Source organism: Chondromyces apiculatus DSM 436, assembly GCF_000601485.1.
Lineage (GTDB): Bacteria > Myxococcota_A > Polyangia > Polyangiales > Polyangiaceae > Chondromyces > Chondromyces apiculatus.
Map to the genome: position 1 here is coordinate 1 of NZ_ASRX01000054.1, position 13,572 is coordinate 13,572.

Annotated in this window: 14 protein-coding genes; 10 read left to right on the plus strand and 4 right to left on the minus strand. The window is 71.1% G+C overall.

What is annotated here, in order from left to right; all coding sequences use genetic code 11:
• From CAP_RS52660 to CAP_RS29115, 7 genes are all read left to right on the plus strand, one after another.
• Nucleotides 1-225 (plus strand): hypothetical protein (locus CAP_RS52660; RefSeq protein WP_044246931.1); only part of this gene is annotated, 225 nt, incomplete at its 5' end.
• Nucleotides 226-250: 25 nt separating this feature from the next.
• Nucleotides 251-715, plus strand: coding sequence for a low affinity iron permease family protein (locus CAP_RS45780; RefSeq protein ID WP_052376254.1), 465 nt, complete (start codon nucleotides 251-253; stop codon nucleotides 713-715).
• 146 nt (nucleotides 716-861) lie between these two features.
• Nucleotides 862-3,579, plus strand: a complete 2,718-nt coding sequence (locus CAP_RS45785) for an FG-GAP repeat protein (protein ID WP_081865371.1) — start codon at nucleotides 862-864, stop codon at nucleotides 3,577-3,579.
• Nucleotides 3,580-3,664: 85 nt separating this feature from the next.
• Nucleotides 3,665-5,287: an ABC-F family ATP-binding cassette domain-containing protein gene (locus CAP_RS29100; RefSeq protein ID WP_044246932.1), complete on the plus strand. Its 1,623-nt coding sequence runs from the start codon at nucleotides 3,665-3,667 to the stop codon at nucleotides 5,285-5,287.
• A gap of 195 nt (nucleotides 5,288-5,482) precedes the next feature.
• Nucleotides 5,483-5,929 carry a hypothetical protein gene (locus CAP_RS51070; RefSeq protein WP_052376257.1) on the plus strand — a complete coding sequence of 149 codons (447 nt, stop codon included), beginning with the start codon at nucleotides 5,483-5,485 and terminating at the stop codon, nucleotides 5,927-5,929.
• Nucleotides 5,930-6,047: 118 nt separating this feature from the next.
• Nucleotides 6,048-6,884: a hypothetical protein gene (locus CAP_RS29110; RefSeq protein WP_156041230.1), complete on the plus strand. Its 837-nt coding sequence runs from the start codon at nucleotides 6,048-6,050 to the stop codon at nucleotides 6,882-6,884.
• A 21-nt stretch (nucleotides 6,885-6,905) separates the two neighbouring features.
• The gene (locus tag CAP_RS29115; RefSeq protein ID WP_156041231.1) at nucleotides 6,906-8,159 is read left to right on the plus strand and encodes a DUF3570 domain-containing protein; all 1,254 of its coding nucleotides are present in this window, start codon (nucleotides 6,906-6,908) and stop codon (nucleotides 8,157-8,159) included.
• Nucleotides 8,160-8,367: 208 nt separating this feature from the next.
• On the opposite strand, the gene CAP_RS29120 is transcribed toward CAP_RS29115, so the two are convergent.
• The 3 genes from CAP_RS29120 to CAP_RS29130 are packed head-to-tail and all read right to left on the minus strand — an operon-like array spanning nucleotide 8,368 to nucleotide 10,103.
• Complete coding sequence (locus CAP_RS29120) at nucleotides 8,368-9,165, minus strand: hypothetical protein (RefSeq protein ID WP_044246935.1); 798 nt, start codon at nucleotides 9,163-9,165, stop codon at nucleotides 8,368-8,370.
• Nucleotides 9,152-9,406, minus strand: a complete 255-nt coding sequence (locus CAP_RS52665; protein WP_052376259.1) for a DUF4266 domain-containing protein — start codon at nucleotides 9,404-9,406, stop codon at nucleotides 9,152-9,154. Before CAP_RS52665 ends, CAP_RS29120 begins: the two co-directional genes overlap by 14 nt.
• Nucleotides 9,407-9,425: 19 nt before the next feature.
• Nucleotides 9,426-10,103, minus strand: a complete 678-nt coding sequence (locus CAP_RS29130; protein ID WP_044246936.1) for a DUF2271 domain-containing protein — start codon at nucleotides 10,101-10,103, stop codon at nucleotides 9,426-9,428.
• A 112-nt stretch (nucleotides 10,104-10,215) separates the two neighbouring features.
• Between CAP_RS29130 and CAP_RS29135 the strand changes: the two genes are divergently transcribed.
• Together CAP_RS29135 and CAP_RS29140 are read left to right on the plus strand one after the other, a co-directional pair.
• Entirely contained in the window at nucleotides 10,216-10,710 is a 495-nt protein-coding gene (locus tag CAP_RS29135; RefSeq protein ID WP_044246937.1) for a hypothetical protein, read from the plus strand.
• Nucleotides 10,707-11,234: a hypothetical protein gene (locus tag CAP_RS29140; protein ID WP_044246938.1), complete on the plus strand. Its 528-nt coding sequence runs from the start codon at nucleotides 10,707-10,709 to the stop codon at nucleotides 11,232-11,234. The genes CAP_RS29135 and CAP_RS29140 overlap by 4 nt, the downstream gene beginning before the upstream one ends.
• Before the next feature lie 39 nt (nucleotides 11,235-11,273).
• On the opposite strand, the gene rsgA is transcribed toward CAP_RS29140, so the two are convergent.
• Complete coding sequence (rsgA, locus tag CAP_RS29145) at nucleotides 11,274-12,383, minus strand: ribosome small subunit-dependent GTPase A (protein WP_052376261.1); 1,110 nt, start codon at nucleotides 12,381-12,383, stop codon at nucleotides 11,274-11,276.
• A 339-nt stretch (nucleotides 12,384-12,722) separates the two neighbouring features.
• Here rsgA and CAP_RS29150 point away from each other — a divergent pair, with 339 nt between their 5' ends.
• Nucleotides 12,723-13,568: an alpha/beta fold hydrolase gene (locus tag CAP_RS29150; RefSeq protein ID WP_231511753.1), complete on the plus strand. Its 846-nt coding sequence runs from the start codon at nucleotides 12,723-12,725 to the stop codon at nucleotides 13,566-13,568.
• The last annotated feature ends 4 nt before the right edge of the window (nucleotides 13,569-13,572 follow it).

The window sequence follows — 13,572 nt, forward strand, 5'->3', positions numbered from 1 at the left end:
CTCGTCGTAGAAGTAGCCGAGCTGGGGGCGGGCGCAGGCGCCACGGGCGACGACTTGCTCGTCTGGGGGAGGGGGTGCGCGTGCACGACGGGCAGCGCCTCGGAGCGAGGTGGCCTCGGCGCGGGCTGGCTCCTGCTCGGGGTGCTCGGCTTGCGCCGCGCCCGCGGGCGTCGGGGGAGCGGGCGCCTCGCGGAAGCGTCCTCGCGCGGGCTCCGGGCGGCGTGACGGGCGTGACGGAAGGAGGCACGAGGTGAGTGGGAGGGCTGGCAAGCACGCAGGGCGCCGCAAGGCGAAGAAGTCGGGATCGGCCGTGGGGCGCTGGCTCGAGCGCGCCACCGGGACGACGATCGTCACGTTCCTGATGGTGTTCCTGATCCAGCGCAGCCAGAACAAGGACTCGCTGGCGGTGCAGATCAAGCTGAACGAGCTGGTGGCCGCGATGAAGGGGGCGAGCAACCGTCTCATCGACGTCGAGGACCTGAGCGAGGACGAGCTGCGTCTGCTGCACAAGCACTTCGCGGCGCTCGCGGCCCTGGCGAAGCGGGACGGGAACCTCGGCGAGTCGCATTCCGTGGAGGAGGCGGAGACGCGGCATGGCCGCAAGAGGAAGCCTGCGAAGGAGCCCGCCCGCGAGGGAGCCTCGGGGAGCGCGGAACCGCCGATCGAAGGCAAGACGGGAGAGCACACCTCGGCCTGGGACGACGGGACCGGCTGAGGGTCCTCCGCGGAGGCGCGTGCCGGGCACCGCCATTCCCACCCGTACGCACAAGCGTCGCTGGATGCCGACACGCGCATCCACCGAGCGGCGCGACGCCGGAGGATTTCCAGGGACACCGGGGTGATTGTGATAGTGCTGGAAGAATGAGCCCCAAATCGCCCCAGTTTCGGAGGCCACAGACGTTTGGAGCATTCGCCTCGCTGCTGATGGTGGCGTCGTGCGGCGCGGATGCGTCGCCCGACATCCCCGAAATGCACGCGGGTGGCGCAGCTCCTCCAGCCGCCGCGGTGGAGACGCCACCGCAGGAAGCGACGACCCCGGAGCCCTCACGAGCGCTGCGCGCGGCGTACATCGCGGCCGTGCAGGCCGACGCTCCGACGGAGTACGAGGCGATCGCTGGCGCGGCCGGCGTCATCGCCGACAACCCTGCCCAGGGCCTGATCACGGAGCTGTCGGCGGCCGGGGTGTGGCTCGCGCCGACGCGCGGAGACGCCGGGTGGAGCTTCGGGCTCACGCCGCGGGCCTGGGGCTGCGCTGACGCGGGAGGTCTCGCGGAGGACGCGCAGGAGCGCCTCGCCGCGCAGGCCGTGGAGCCCGAGGTGGACGGCAACCGGGTGACGTTCGCGCGCGAGGGCCTGACGGAGTGGTACGTCAACGGGCCGCTGGGGCTGGAGCAAGGCTTCACCTTGCCGGAGCGGCCCTGCGCGGTCGCGGGGAGCGCCGGGGGCGCGGGGCTGGCCATCGAGGTGGAGATCGGGGGAGACCTCGCGGCGACCCTCACCAGCGCGGGCGATGCGCTCTCGCTGCGCGACGGCTCCGGGGAGGAGGTGCTGCGCTACAGCGATCTGCACGTGGTGGACGCGGCGGGGAAGGTGCTCCCGGCGCGGCTCGCGCTCGACGAGGGGACGTTGACGATCCACGTCGACGACGCAGGCGCGACCTATCCGGTGGTGGTCGATCCGCTGGTGTGGACGGAGCAGCAGAAGCTCCTGCCCGTCAATGCGCCACAGACTGCGGAGGTGGGACAGCATGTGGCCGTCGCCGGCAACACGGCCGTGATGACCTGGTACAGGACCAACTTTGGAGTCCCCTGGGGAGGCTCCGCTTACGTGTTCGTGCGCTCGGGGGAGGTCTGGAGCCTGCAGCAGCAGCTCGTGCCGAGCGACGCGTCTTCCGGGAGCAAACTCGGCTCGTTCGTGTCGCTGTCCGGGGACACCCTGGCCGTGGGGGGAGGACGCGCGATCGGGGGCCTGAGTCATTTCGTCTATGTCTTCGTGCGCAGCGGCGGGGTCTGGACGGAGCAACAGAAATTTCAGGCACCTTCTCAACGGGCATTCCGCTCCGGCGCCATCTCGGGAGACACGCTGATCCTGGGCGCCCCCGAAGAGAACGCGCCCCTCTTTCAAGCCGGGGCAGCCTACGTCTTCACGCGGGCGGGCGGGGTGTGGACCGAGCAGCAGCGGCTGGTCCCCTCGACGCCGAGCGCCGACGCCGACTTCTCCAGGTCGGTGGCGATCTCCGGAGACACGGCGCTCCTCGGCGCCGAGGATCAATCCAGCCCCACGGGCAGCATGGGAACGACCTACGTCTTCGTGCGCTCGGGAGGTGTCTGGACCGAGCAGCAGAAGCTGTTCCCGGAGAACGGCGACAGCACCTACCGCTTCGGCCACGACCTCGCGCTCTCCGGCGATACGGCGGTCATCGGCGCCCTCAACGACAACGCGAACACCGTCTCGAACGAGTACTCGGGCGCCGCGTATGTGTTCAGCCGCTCCGGCGCGCTCTGGTCACAGCAGCAGAAGCTGCTCCCCTCCGACGCGCTGGAGGACGGCATCGGCCGGGCCGTCGCCATCTCGGGCAACACCATCCTGCTCGGCGCGTCCGCGGACGACACCCATGGGACGTTCGCGGGCGCGGCCTACGTGTTCGCGCGCTCCGGCGGCGTCTGGGTCGAGCGCCAGAAGCTGTTCCCGGCCGATGCCAGTCAATCCGATCAGTTCGGCGGCGCGATCGCGCTCGACGGGGGCACGGCGCTCCTCGGCGCCCCGTTCAGTGACGGGGGCAGAGGTTCCGCGTACATCTTCATCGGGCTGATGGAGGGGGAACTCGGTGAGCCGTGCGTCGACGCGGACGGGTGCCTGAGCGGGTTCTGCGCCGACGGGGTCTGCTGCGACGTGGCGTGCGACGACGACGCGTGCCAGGCGTGCTCCGTGGCGGCCGGCGCCTCGTTGAACGGGACCTGCGGGCCAGCGACCGGCAAGCCATGCGACGACAGCAACGCCTGCACGGTGGCCGATACCTGCCAGGCCGGCGTCTGCGCGGGCGGCTCGGCGGTGGTGTGCGCGGACCCGGTGGGGGAGGTGTGCCAGGCGGGGAGGTGCGATCCGGCGAGCGGCGCGTGCCTCGCGGTCGACAAGGAAGACGGCACGCCGTGCCCCGACGGGGAGTGTCTGGACGGTGAGTGCGCCGTCGATCCGGGCGCGGGCGGCGGTGGCGCGGGCGGCGGTGGCGCGGGCGCTGGGGGCAACGGGGCTGGAGGCGCGGGCGTCGGCGGCAACGGCGCCGGGGGGAATGGCACCGGGGGCAACGGCGCTGGAGGCGCGGGCGTCGGTGGCAACGGCGCTGGAGGCGCGGGCGTCGGCGGCGGGGGGGCCGCACCTTCCGGGACGACTGGCTCTGGCGCCGGGGCGACGGCGGACGAGGCGCTGCTCTGGGGAAGAGGCTGCGCGTGCACCACGGGCGCCACACCGGAGCGCGGTGGTCTCGGCGCAGGTTGGCTCCTCCTCGGGGTGCTCGGCCTGCGCCGTGGACAGCGGACTCGAGCACGCGAGCGCGCCCGTGCCCTCCGGCCGCTTGTCTGAGGCGCTCGCAGGGAAGCCGAGGCGTGTGATAGACCCGCGGGCCCTTTCGCGTCCCCGAGTCCTCTAGCCGTCGGCACGCCATTCCATGATCCGCCTCGATTCCATCAGCAAGCAACACGGTCGGCAGATTCTGTTCCTGGAGGCCAGCGCCGCGATGAACCGCGGCGAGAAGATCGGCCTGGTGGGGCCGAACGGCGCTGGCAAGACCACCATCTTCCGGCTCATCACCCGCGAGGAGGCTCCCGATGACGGGCAGGTCGCCGTCGATCGCGGGGTGACCATCGGCTACTTCAGCCAGGATGTCGGCGAGATGAGCGGCAAGACGGTGGTCGCCGCGACGCTCGACGGCGCAGGCCCCGTGTCGGCGGTGGCGGCGGAGCTCGCGGAGCTGGAGCACGCGCTCGCGGATCCGGAGCGGATGGACGAGATGGACACGCTCGTGGAGCGGTTCGGCCACGTGCAGGCGCGCTACGAGGAGCTGGGCGGGTACGCGCTCGACGCGCGGGCGCGGGAGATCCTGGCGGGGCTCGGGTTCGCGCAGGAGGTAATGGACGGCGACGTGGGGGCGCTCTCCGGCGGGTGGAAGATGCGCGTCGCGCTCGCGCGCATCCTGCTCATGCGTCCCGACGCGCTGCTGCTCGACGAGCCGACCAACCACCTGGATCTGGAGTCGATCCTGTGGCTGGAGAGCTACCTGAAGCAGTACGAGGGCGCGCTGCTCATGACCTCTCACGACCGGGAGTTCATGAACCGGATCGTCTCGAAGATCCTGGAGATCGACGGGGGCGAGCTGACGACGTACTCGGGGAACTACGACTTCTACGAGAAGCAGCGCGCGGTGCACGAGCAGCAGGCGGAGGCGCAGTACGAGCGGCAGCAGGCGATGCTGGCGAAGGAGATGCGCTTCATCGAGCGGTTCAAGGCGCAGGCCGCGAAGGCGGCGCAGGTGCAGTCGCGGGTGAAGAAGCTCGAGAAGATCGAGAAGGTGGAGCCGCCGCGCCGAAGGAAGACGCTGACCTTCGACTTCAGGTCGCCGCCGCGCTCGGGCGAGGACGTGGCGCGGGTGGAGGGGCTGAAGAAGGCGTACGGGAAGAGGCCCATCTACAGCGGGCTCGATCTGCTCATCCGGCGACGCGAGCGCTGGTGCGTGATGGGGGTGAACGGGGCGGGGAAGTCGACGCTGCTGAAGCTCATCGCGGGGGAGTCGAAGCCCGACGCGGGGCGGATCAACGTGGGGGGCAGCGTGAAGATGGCGTACTTCGCGCAGCACGCGATGGAGCTGCTCGACCCGGCGCAGAGCGTGTGGGAGACGCTGACCGGGGCATTCCCGCTGGCGTCGCCGGGGGCGCTCCGGACGCTGGCCGGGGTGTTCGGGTTTCCGGGCGACGACGTGGACAAGCCGTGCCGGATCCTGAGCGGCGGAGAGAAGGCGCGGCTCGTGCTCGCGAAGATGCTCTACGACCCGCCGAACTTCCTGGTGCTCGACGAGCCCACCAACCACCTCGACATGGCGACGAAGGAGATGCTCATCAACGCGCTCGCCGACTTCGAGGGGACGATGCTGTTCGTGTCCCACGACCGGCACTTCCTCGGGGCGCTGTCGAACCGGGTGCTGGAGCTCTTGCCGGAGGGACCCCGGGTCTATGGCGGCGGCTACCTGGAGTACGTGGCCCAGAGCGGTCACGAAGCTCCCGGGATGCGGAGCTGACGAACGGGCGCGCGGCGAAGAGACGGGGGGCGTGCGGGTGTTGACACCCAGCCGCGTCCTCCACTAGCGTGAAGTTGAAAGTTATTTTCACATCTTCACCGCTCGCTTCGTGAGCAGCGCACCGGACGGCAACTCACCGGACCTGTGGGCGCTGCAACGGAGCCGTGTGCTGCGCAAGCCAACCGAGGAACCCGCATGGGACTCCGCATCAAGCGTCCGACTCTGACTGCCCTCGCAGGATTCGCTTTCCTCTTCGCCGCCCCCATCGTCGCGCCCGCGTGCGCGGCGATGGATGAGCTGGACTACGGCGACGGGGACACCTCGTCCCAGGACGGCACGACCGGCACCGGCGTCGGGGGCGATGGCGGAACCGGTGGCGCAGGTGCCAGTGGCAGCGGAGGCGCTGGCGCTGGCGTCAATGGCAGCGGAGGCGCTGGCGCAGGAACCGGCGGCGACGACAGCGACGACGACGACGACGACGACGACGACGACGACGATGACGACGATGACGACGATGACCTGCCGGATGGCGGGGTTGGTGATGGGGGTGGCACCGGCGGCGCTGGCGGCGCTGGGGGTGGCACCGGCGGCGCTGGGGGCGGCACCGGCGGTGGCGGCATAGGCGGGAACGTGATCGGCTAGAGGCTCCTTGGACGCCCCCACGGGAGGGGTGGGCGGCCGTCGCGGAATGAACATGCTGTGGTCGTCCAGGTTGGGCGCGCCCCGTGCGACGCTCAGACGCGCTCTCCTTTCCCTCAGCGTGGTCACGGCCTCGCTGCACACCACGCTCGCCGAGGCCTCTCCCGGAGGCGTGTCGGCCGGGCAGCTCGGCGGGCAGCCAGTGCAGGCCCAGGCGGCTTCGACGGCTGCACCGATCGCACCGACCGCAACGGCCGCACCGGCGGCATCACCAGGCAGACCGGCGTGGTGGATCGGCTCTGCGCTGCAGATGGATACCGTGCTCCTGCCAGGCGGCGACGTGTGCGGCCGCGAAGGTCAATCCACAGGGCGCTATGCGTGCTTCCGGCAGGACGGCGAGCAGTACCTGGGAGCGCCAGCGGGAGCGTCGGGCGAAGGCGCAGCGACGCTGGCCTACGGGACGACGCGGATCCTGCTGCACGCGGAGCGATCGCTGCTGCCGTGGTTGAGCGCGGGAGGACGGCTCGGGATCGCGTTCGGCGGTGGGCCGCAGTCGGCGCAAGGGGCGGCGTTCATGCCGCTGCACATGGAAGGACGGGTCGCGTTCTGGGTGCTGGGCGGGCTCGACTCCGAGCAGCCGTTGAACCTGTTCGTGACGGCGCTCGGCGGGCTCGGGCAGGTGGATGCGTCACGGAAGATCGCCGTGGAGGAGTGCCAGGCGACGGGCGGAGGGTGCACACCGGCGAGCAACGAGCAGCCCGGTGGGCCGAACCCGGTGCGGCAGGAGCTGGATGCCTACGTGAAGCTCGGTCAGGGCTTCGCGGGGCTGGGGTTCGGGGTGATGTACCGGTTCTTCGGGGAGAGCGCGGCCGTGGCCGACCTGCGGGCCGTGCAGACCTTCCCGAGCAGCGGGACGTCGTTCTCGCTGTCGCTGTCGTATGTCGTCCGGGCGCCCTGAGTGGTGAGGGTGGTGGGCGCGATGCGTCAGCCGAGGGCTTCGCGCGGGCGGTGGCTCGGCCTGGGGTTGCTCGTGGCGTCCTTCGTCGCGGGAGTCACGCGCGCTGACAGCGCAGAGCCGGGTGGAAGCATCGGGGCCGCAGGCGCAGCGGGCGCCGCCGGGTCCCGGGAGATCGCGCTCTCGGATCTCACGGTGACGGTCAGCTCCGAGGTCTCCGGGTACACGGACGACACCGATGTGCACGTGCTCACGCCGACGGTGGCCACCACGATCGAGAGCCCCACGGGGGGATGGTCGGTGGGTGGGCGCTACCTGGTCGACGTGGTGACCGCAGCATCGCCGGACATCGTGGCGACGGCTTCGCCTGCGTGGACGGAGCACAGGCACGCAGGGTCGCTGCATGGCGATGTCCAGTCCGGGGATTACCGGGTGGGGGTGCAAGGGTCGGTGTCCGTGGAGCCGGATTACCTGTCGCTCTCGGCGGGCGGGCAAGGGTCGCTCGATCTGGACGAGAAGAACTACACGGTGCTGCTGGGGTACGCCTTCCGGCACGACACCGCCGGGAGGGCGGGGACGCCGTTCGCGGTGTTCCAGCGGGTGCTCACCCAGCACGCGCTGACCGGGGGGCTCACGGTGGTGATCAATCCAGACGCGGTGGCGGCGTTCGGCGTCGACGCGATGCTGGAGCGAGGGAACCAGGCGAAGCCTTACCGGTACGTGCCGCTGTTCGACCCGACGGTGGCCGGCGGCGTGCCGGTGGGGGCGAGCGTGGCGGAGGTGAGCGCGCTGCGGCTGGACGCGCGGCCGCTGGAGGCGCTGCCGCTGCACCGGGAGCGGTTCGCGCTGACGGGGAGGCTCGCCTACCGGTTCCGCGGAGCGACGCTGCGGCTGGAGGAGCGGGCGTACGCGGATACGTGGAGCGTCGTCGCCAGCACCACGGACGCGCGGTACATGTTCGACGTGGGGCGGCGGGTGACGCTGTGGCCGCACCTCCGGGTGCACGTGCAGAGCGGGGCGTTCTTCTGGGAGCGGGCCTACGGGGCCTCGCGGGGTGCATCAGGGGCGATCGAGGCGCCCACGCTGCGCACGGGAGACCGAGAGCTGGGGCCGCTGAACTCGCTCACCGGAGGCGGCGGGATGTCGGTGCTGCTCGCGACGGGATGGACGGCGACGCTGCAGGTGGACAGCATCTTCACCCATTACCTGGATACAGTTTACCTGACCCATAGGCAGGCGCTGTTCGGGGCGCTATCGGTGCAAGCGGTCTACGACTGACAGGGCGTCGGCAGACGGTACGCCGGCCGTGACGCCAGCACTCCGTTTCCCACGTTCTTCCCGGGTCCTCGGCTCGGCGTTCGCGCGAAGTCACGGGGGTAGCGACCAACGGGAGCGTAGGGGCCGCAAGGCCCCTGCTTCAGGGTACGCAGTACCGACCAACGGGAGCGTAGGGGCCGCAAGGCCCCTGCTTCAGGGTACGCAGTACCTAAAAGCCGAGCAGGAAGCCCAGCTCGGGGGAGGCGATGGTGCCTGAGGAGGGGAAGAAGCGGGCGAGGCGGAGGCCGAGGGAGAAGCCTGCAGCAGGGGTGACGGCGTAGGTCGCGGTGGCGCCGCCGCCGAAGAAGCCGGTGCCGGAGCGCTGGTAGGCGCTCAGGGTCTGGGTGGGAGGGTTGTCGAGCTGGCTGACGGGGGGCGGGACTGACTGGTCTTCGCGGATGAAGACGCGGTGCTCGGTGTCGACCTGGGCCACGCCGGCGTTGACGAAGAGCGCGAAGCGCAGGCCGGCCTCGCGGAACGGCGTGGCGCCGAAGGTGTAGGCGGCGCGCAGCTCACCATGAAAGGGCAGGAAGCTAGAGCCGTCGGTGCCGCTCTCGCGGGGGCCGCCGCCTTGGAGCACGTAGCCGAGGCGGAGGCCGAGGGAGAGGTTCTCTGTGAGGACGCGATCGTAGCCGACGAGGATGCGCGCCGTGGCGGGCTGGAGGAAGGAGCCGATCTCGCCGCCGCGGCCAGGCTCGGGGGTGCCGTGGTACTGGGTGCCGCCGCTGCGAAAGCACGCGAAGCCCTCGTCGAGCTGGCTTTGCCTGGAGCAGACGTCTGCGCCCGTGCCCAGGCCGAAGTCCTGCACGAGAGAGAGGGTGAGGAGGTTCGCGCGCTGCGGAGGCAAGACGGGAGGGCGAGGCTCGGCCGCGCGTGCACGCCCAGGGAGGGCGGCGACGAGGAGGGCGGTGAGGAGGGCGGCGCGGGCGCGGTGCGGGCGCCGCGGGGGGGCGTCAGTTGCAGCCACAACCGCTCTCTGCGCCGACGGCTCCGCCGGTCGCGCCTTCGTGGACCGCCTGCATGTGGGACTCACCAGGTCCGGCGGAGGGACCGATCGCCATGGTGGGGTGCGCGAGGCGGGCGCGGTCGTAAGGCACCACGTGGGTGCACGCGGAGAGGGCCAGAAGGCCAGCGAGGAGCGCGTTCAGAGCGAGGACGCGGCCGAGGGGAAAGGCGCGCGGGGTGAAGCGTCGTGCGATCGCGGTCATGGGGGAGAGGACGCTGCGGTCAGGGCGTGAGGGACAGGTGAATGCCGGCGAAGTTGCGCTGGTCGGGGACCGCGCGCTCCTCGGGGGCAGAGCCCTTCGTGAAGTCGATGGACATCCAGGGGCCGGCAGGCTCTCCCTCGGAGGAGTTGTCCTCGGTGAACTCGACGTAGATGCGGTAGGCCCCATCGGGAACGGTCTGCCCGCCGTTGTCGGTGCCGTTCCAGAGAGACTGGTGGGCGACGTGGGTATGGCGGGTGGCGCGGGTGATGGCGTCGACGACGTCGTGGCCCGCCGAGGCGGACTGCCATTTGATGAGGTGCTCGTCGCGCTTTCCGGCCCAGACTTCGAGGGTCTTCACGAAGGTGTCCTGCGCGTCGGTGACCCACACCGCGCCCACGTTCTCGGGCTCGTACTCGCCACCGACGGTGGCGGTGGTGAAGCTGAGGGTGAGCAGGGTGTCCGCAGGCGTCGGCGTGGTGCTGCCGCCGCTCGTGGTGGAGGTGCTCGACGGGCCGGAAGGTTCGGGCTCCGGCTCGCCGCCGCTCGTGTCACCGGCGTGAGGTGCCCAGAACTCGGGGTCGCTGTGGGTCGCGGGGGTGCATCCAGCCGCGAGGAGGGTGAGGGCTGCCAGGAGCGCGGGGGGCGCCGCGTATCGCTGAGCGCCCAGGGTGCGGGGGCGTGTCGTTGACGGGACCAAGGTCGTCCAGGTATGGAGTGGCGTGAGAAGTTGAATGTCGTTTTCACTCTAGGAGACGGCCGGGCGTGTGACAAGCATCATGGTGGGTCTGAGAACGAGGGGGGGTGCGGTCGTGCTGGGGTCTGGCCTCGTTTTCGCGCAGCTCGGATGCACCGATCCCGTGCAGGAGGAGGCGATCCTCGCGCTCGGTCCCGAAGCTCCGGGCGTCGCTCCCGGTCCGCTGCACCGGCCAGGGCAGCCGTGCCTCGTGTGCCATGACGGCGCGACGGCGACGCCGCTGTCGGTGGGTGGAACGATCCACCGGCTGGCCGAGGAGCGCGCGGTGGCGCCGTTCGTGCGCGTGAGCCTCGTGGACAGCCGGGGGGAGACGTTCGAGGCAGCGACGAACTGCGCGGGGAACTTCTTCGTGCGGCCGGGGGATTACACGCCGGAGTACCCGATGTGGGTGACGATCTCGCGCGGCGAGTGGCAGCAGGAGATGGAGTCGCCGGTGAACGGGGACGGGTCCTGCGCGACGTGCCACACGGCCGAGGCGGGCCCGCGGTCCGCAGGGCGAGTGTACCTCCTGCCGTTCGAGGTGGGCGACGAGGAGACCGGGTGCCCATGAAGCGCACCGAGAGAGCGGCGGGGAGGTGCAGCGGGAGCGCTGCGGCGCTGATCGCCACCGCGATGCTCGTGGCGTGTGGACCTCTGAGCGAACCCGCGGGGGAGCTGCGCGTGCCCGACCGGGAGACGTTTCCGCAGGTCTCGGACGCCCTGGAGCACCGGTGCGCGACGCTGGACTGCCATGGCAAGCCGGAGCGGAACCTGCGGCTCTACGGGAGCAGCGGGCTGCGGCTGTCCGCGGAGGACGCGCCGGGCTCGGGGTCGACCACGGACGAGGAGTACGGGGCGAACTACCAGGCCATGGTGGGGCTCGAGCCGGAGATCCTGAGCCAGGTGGTGGACGAGGGGGGATGGCAACCGGAGCGGCTGACGCTGGTGCGGAAGGGACGCGGCACGGAGCACCACAAGGGAGAAGCGGTGCTGGTGCCCGGGGAAGACGCAGACCGCTGCCTGACGAGCTGGCTGGCATCGGCAGTGGACGAGGAGGCGTGCACGCGGGCGAAGGATTTCGGGGCGCCCCGGTAGTCCTGGGGCATCCGATCTCCAGCGCGCGACGCCTGACGATCAGCCCTTGGGGTGGCGCCGGAGCGAGCGGCTGATCTGCTTGAAGTGGCGCTTGGTCTCGGCGCGGGCGCGGGCGTCGTGGCGCTCCCGGAGGTAACGGCCCTCGGCTTCCAGCTTGTGGAAGCCTTCGAGGCGGTCAGGGACGAGGGTGCCGTCGGCGAGCGCGCGCTCCACGGCGCAACCAGGCTCGCCCTGGTGGGAGCAGTCGCGGAAGCGGCAGGACGCGGCGAGGGCGCGGATGTCGTCGAAGCCTGCGGGGCCTCCCTCCCCGAGGTTCCACGGTTCGAGCTCGCGGATGCCAGGCGTGTCGATGAGGAGGCCGGCGTCCGGGAGCAGGAAGATCTCCCGCCCCGTGGTGGTGTGGCGGCCTCGCTCGTCGTGCTCGCGGATGTGTCCTTCGCGCTGCACGCTGACCCCGAGCAGACCGTTGACGAGGGTGGATTTGCCGACCCCGGAGGAGCCGACGAAGACCACCGTCTCCCCTGCGCCGACATGCGCACGAAGCGCGTCGAGGCCCTGCCGGAGGAGGGCACTGACGAGGACCACGGGCGCCGACGGGGCGATGGCCTGGACCGCATCGAGAAAAGGGGCGGCGTCCTCGCAGAGGTCGGCCTTGCTGAGGACGAAGACGGGCCGGGCGCCGCTGTCGAGGACGACTTCCAGGTAGCGCTCCAGGCGGCGGGGGTTGAAGTCCGCGTTGAGGGAGCTGACCACCATCACCGTGTCCACGTTGGCAGCGAGGACCTGAGCCTCGGCCTTGCGCCCCGCGCCCTTGCGAAGGAGGCAGGTGCGTCGGTCGAAGCGGTGCACGAGGAGGCCACCGCCTCCCGGACGGAGGCCCACCCAGTCACCGACGGCGGGCAGGGCTGCAGGCTCGTCGGCTTGATGGAGGAGCCGGCCGCTCAGGGTGGCGCGCTCTGGACCGCGCTCGGTGAGGACCTGGTAGGTGCCTCCGCCACCCGAGGCGATGCGCGCCGGCGCCACAGGGTCGGCGAGCGCCGCGCGCTGCTGCTCGAAGAAGGGGCCCCATCCGAGGCGATCGAGAGACGAAGACAGGGAAGACGCGGACGAGAACGAAGAAGACGCGGACGCATTCGAGAGAGAGTTCATTCGACGCGAGCTCCGAGCGCTGACATGCCGCGAGGGCATGGCGTTGCAGCCAGGGGCGCGCAGGCGAGGGGCCAGCGCGCCCGGGAACGGGGGTCTCGGCGAGGCCGAGCACAGCGCCCGTCCAGGGCTGCTCGAACGCGAGCGCGCGCAACCGGCAGGTGGCCGGGTCAGCGCGGAGAGGTCGCGGGCTTCTGGTGCATCACGCCCCCGGGGTGTGGGGGCGGAGCGACGTCAGCAGCGCGGGCTCGCGGCGGCGAGGACGGGTCGGGAGCTGGAGACGACTCTGGCTACAATCACGGCGCCTTCCCTTCTCGCTGTCTGGTCGAGCGAGCGGCAAGGATGCGCTTTCATCGCGGCCCCGTCAACTGCGGCACGGGCGTTCGCGGCGTGGGAAAGTGCGGCATGGTGAGCTTTCTGGAGGTCGATGGAACCCGGCTGGAAGTGGAGCGGATTGCCGGGCACGGGGCAGCCGCGGGGACGACGCTCGTGTTCCTGCACGAAGGCCTCGGGTGCGCTGGGAGCTGGAGGGAGCTACCGGCAGCGCTGGCCGAGGCGACCGGGTGCGCGGCCCTCGTGTACAGCCGGCGCGGGTACGGGCGCTCGGCAGCGGCTCCCCTGCCCCGTGCGGTGACCTTCATGCACGAGGAAGCGCGCCGGGTCCTGCCGGCGCTGCTGGAAGCCGCAGGCGTCGACGATGTGGTGCTGGTGGGACACTCGGACGGCGCCTCCATCGCCTTGCTCCACGCCGGCTCGCCGGAGAGCACGCGCGTGCGTGTCCGGGGGTTCGTGCTGGAGGCCCCGCACGTGTTCGTGGAGGAGATGTGTGTCCAGGCGATCGCGGCGCTGCGCGGCGCGTACGCCGGGAGCGAGCTGCAGGAGAAGCTCAGGCGGCGGCATGATGACGCGGACGCGATGGTCGAGGGCTGGACGGACGTGTGGCTCCACCCCGAGTTTCGCGCCTGGAACATCGAGGGCGTGCTGCCGGACGTGAAAGCTCCGGTGCTGGTCATCCAGGGCACGGCAGACGAGTACGGGACGCTGGCCCAGGTCGAGGCGGTCTGCGCCCAGGTCCAGGGGTCTGCGGAGCGGCTGATTCTGCCTGCCGTGGGCCATCTCCCCCACCGGGATCGGCCCGAAGAAGTGCTCCACGCGATGTCGGCGTTCGTGCGTCGGCTGCTCGGATGAGGCG

What these genes read in the sequence shown, in the direction of transcription:
- CAP_RS45785 (WP_081865371.1), top strand. Translation starts at nt 862, where the DNA reads ATGAGCCCCAAATCGCCCCAGTTTCGGAGGCCACAGACGTTTGGAGCA.
- CAP_RS29100 (WP_044246932.1), top strand. Translation starts at nt 3,665, where the DNA reads ATGATCCGCCTCGATTCCATCAGCAAGCAACACGGTCGGCAGATTCTG.
- CAP_RS51070 (WP_052376257.1), top strand. Translation starts at nt 5,483, where the DNA reads ATGGGACTCCGCATCAAGCGTCCGACTCTGACTGCCCTCGCAGGATTC.
- CAP_RS29115 (WP_156041231.1), top strand. Translation starts at nt 6,906, where the DNA reads ATGCGTCAGCCGAGGGCTTCGCGCGGGCGGTGGCTCGGCCTGGGGTTG.
- CAP_RS52665 (WP_052376259.1), bottom strand. Translation starts at nt 9,406, where the DNA reads ATGACCGCGATCGCACGACGCTTCACCCCGCGCGCCTTTCCCCTCGGC.
- CAP_RS29140 (WP_044246938.1), top strand. Translation starts at nt 10,707, where the DNA reads ATGAAGCGCACCGAGAGAGCGGCGGGGAGGTGCAGCGGGAGCGCTGCG.
- rsgA (WP_052376261.1), bottom strand. Translation starts at nt 12,383, where the DNA reads ATGAACTCTCTCTCGAATGCGTCCGCGTCTTCTTCGTTCTCGTCCGCG.
- CAP_RS29150 (WP_231511753.1), top strand. Translation starts at nt 12,723, where the DNA reads ATGCGCTTTCATCGCGGCCCCGTCAACTGCGGCACGGGCGTTCGCGGC.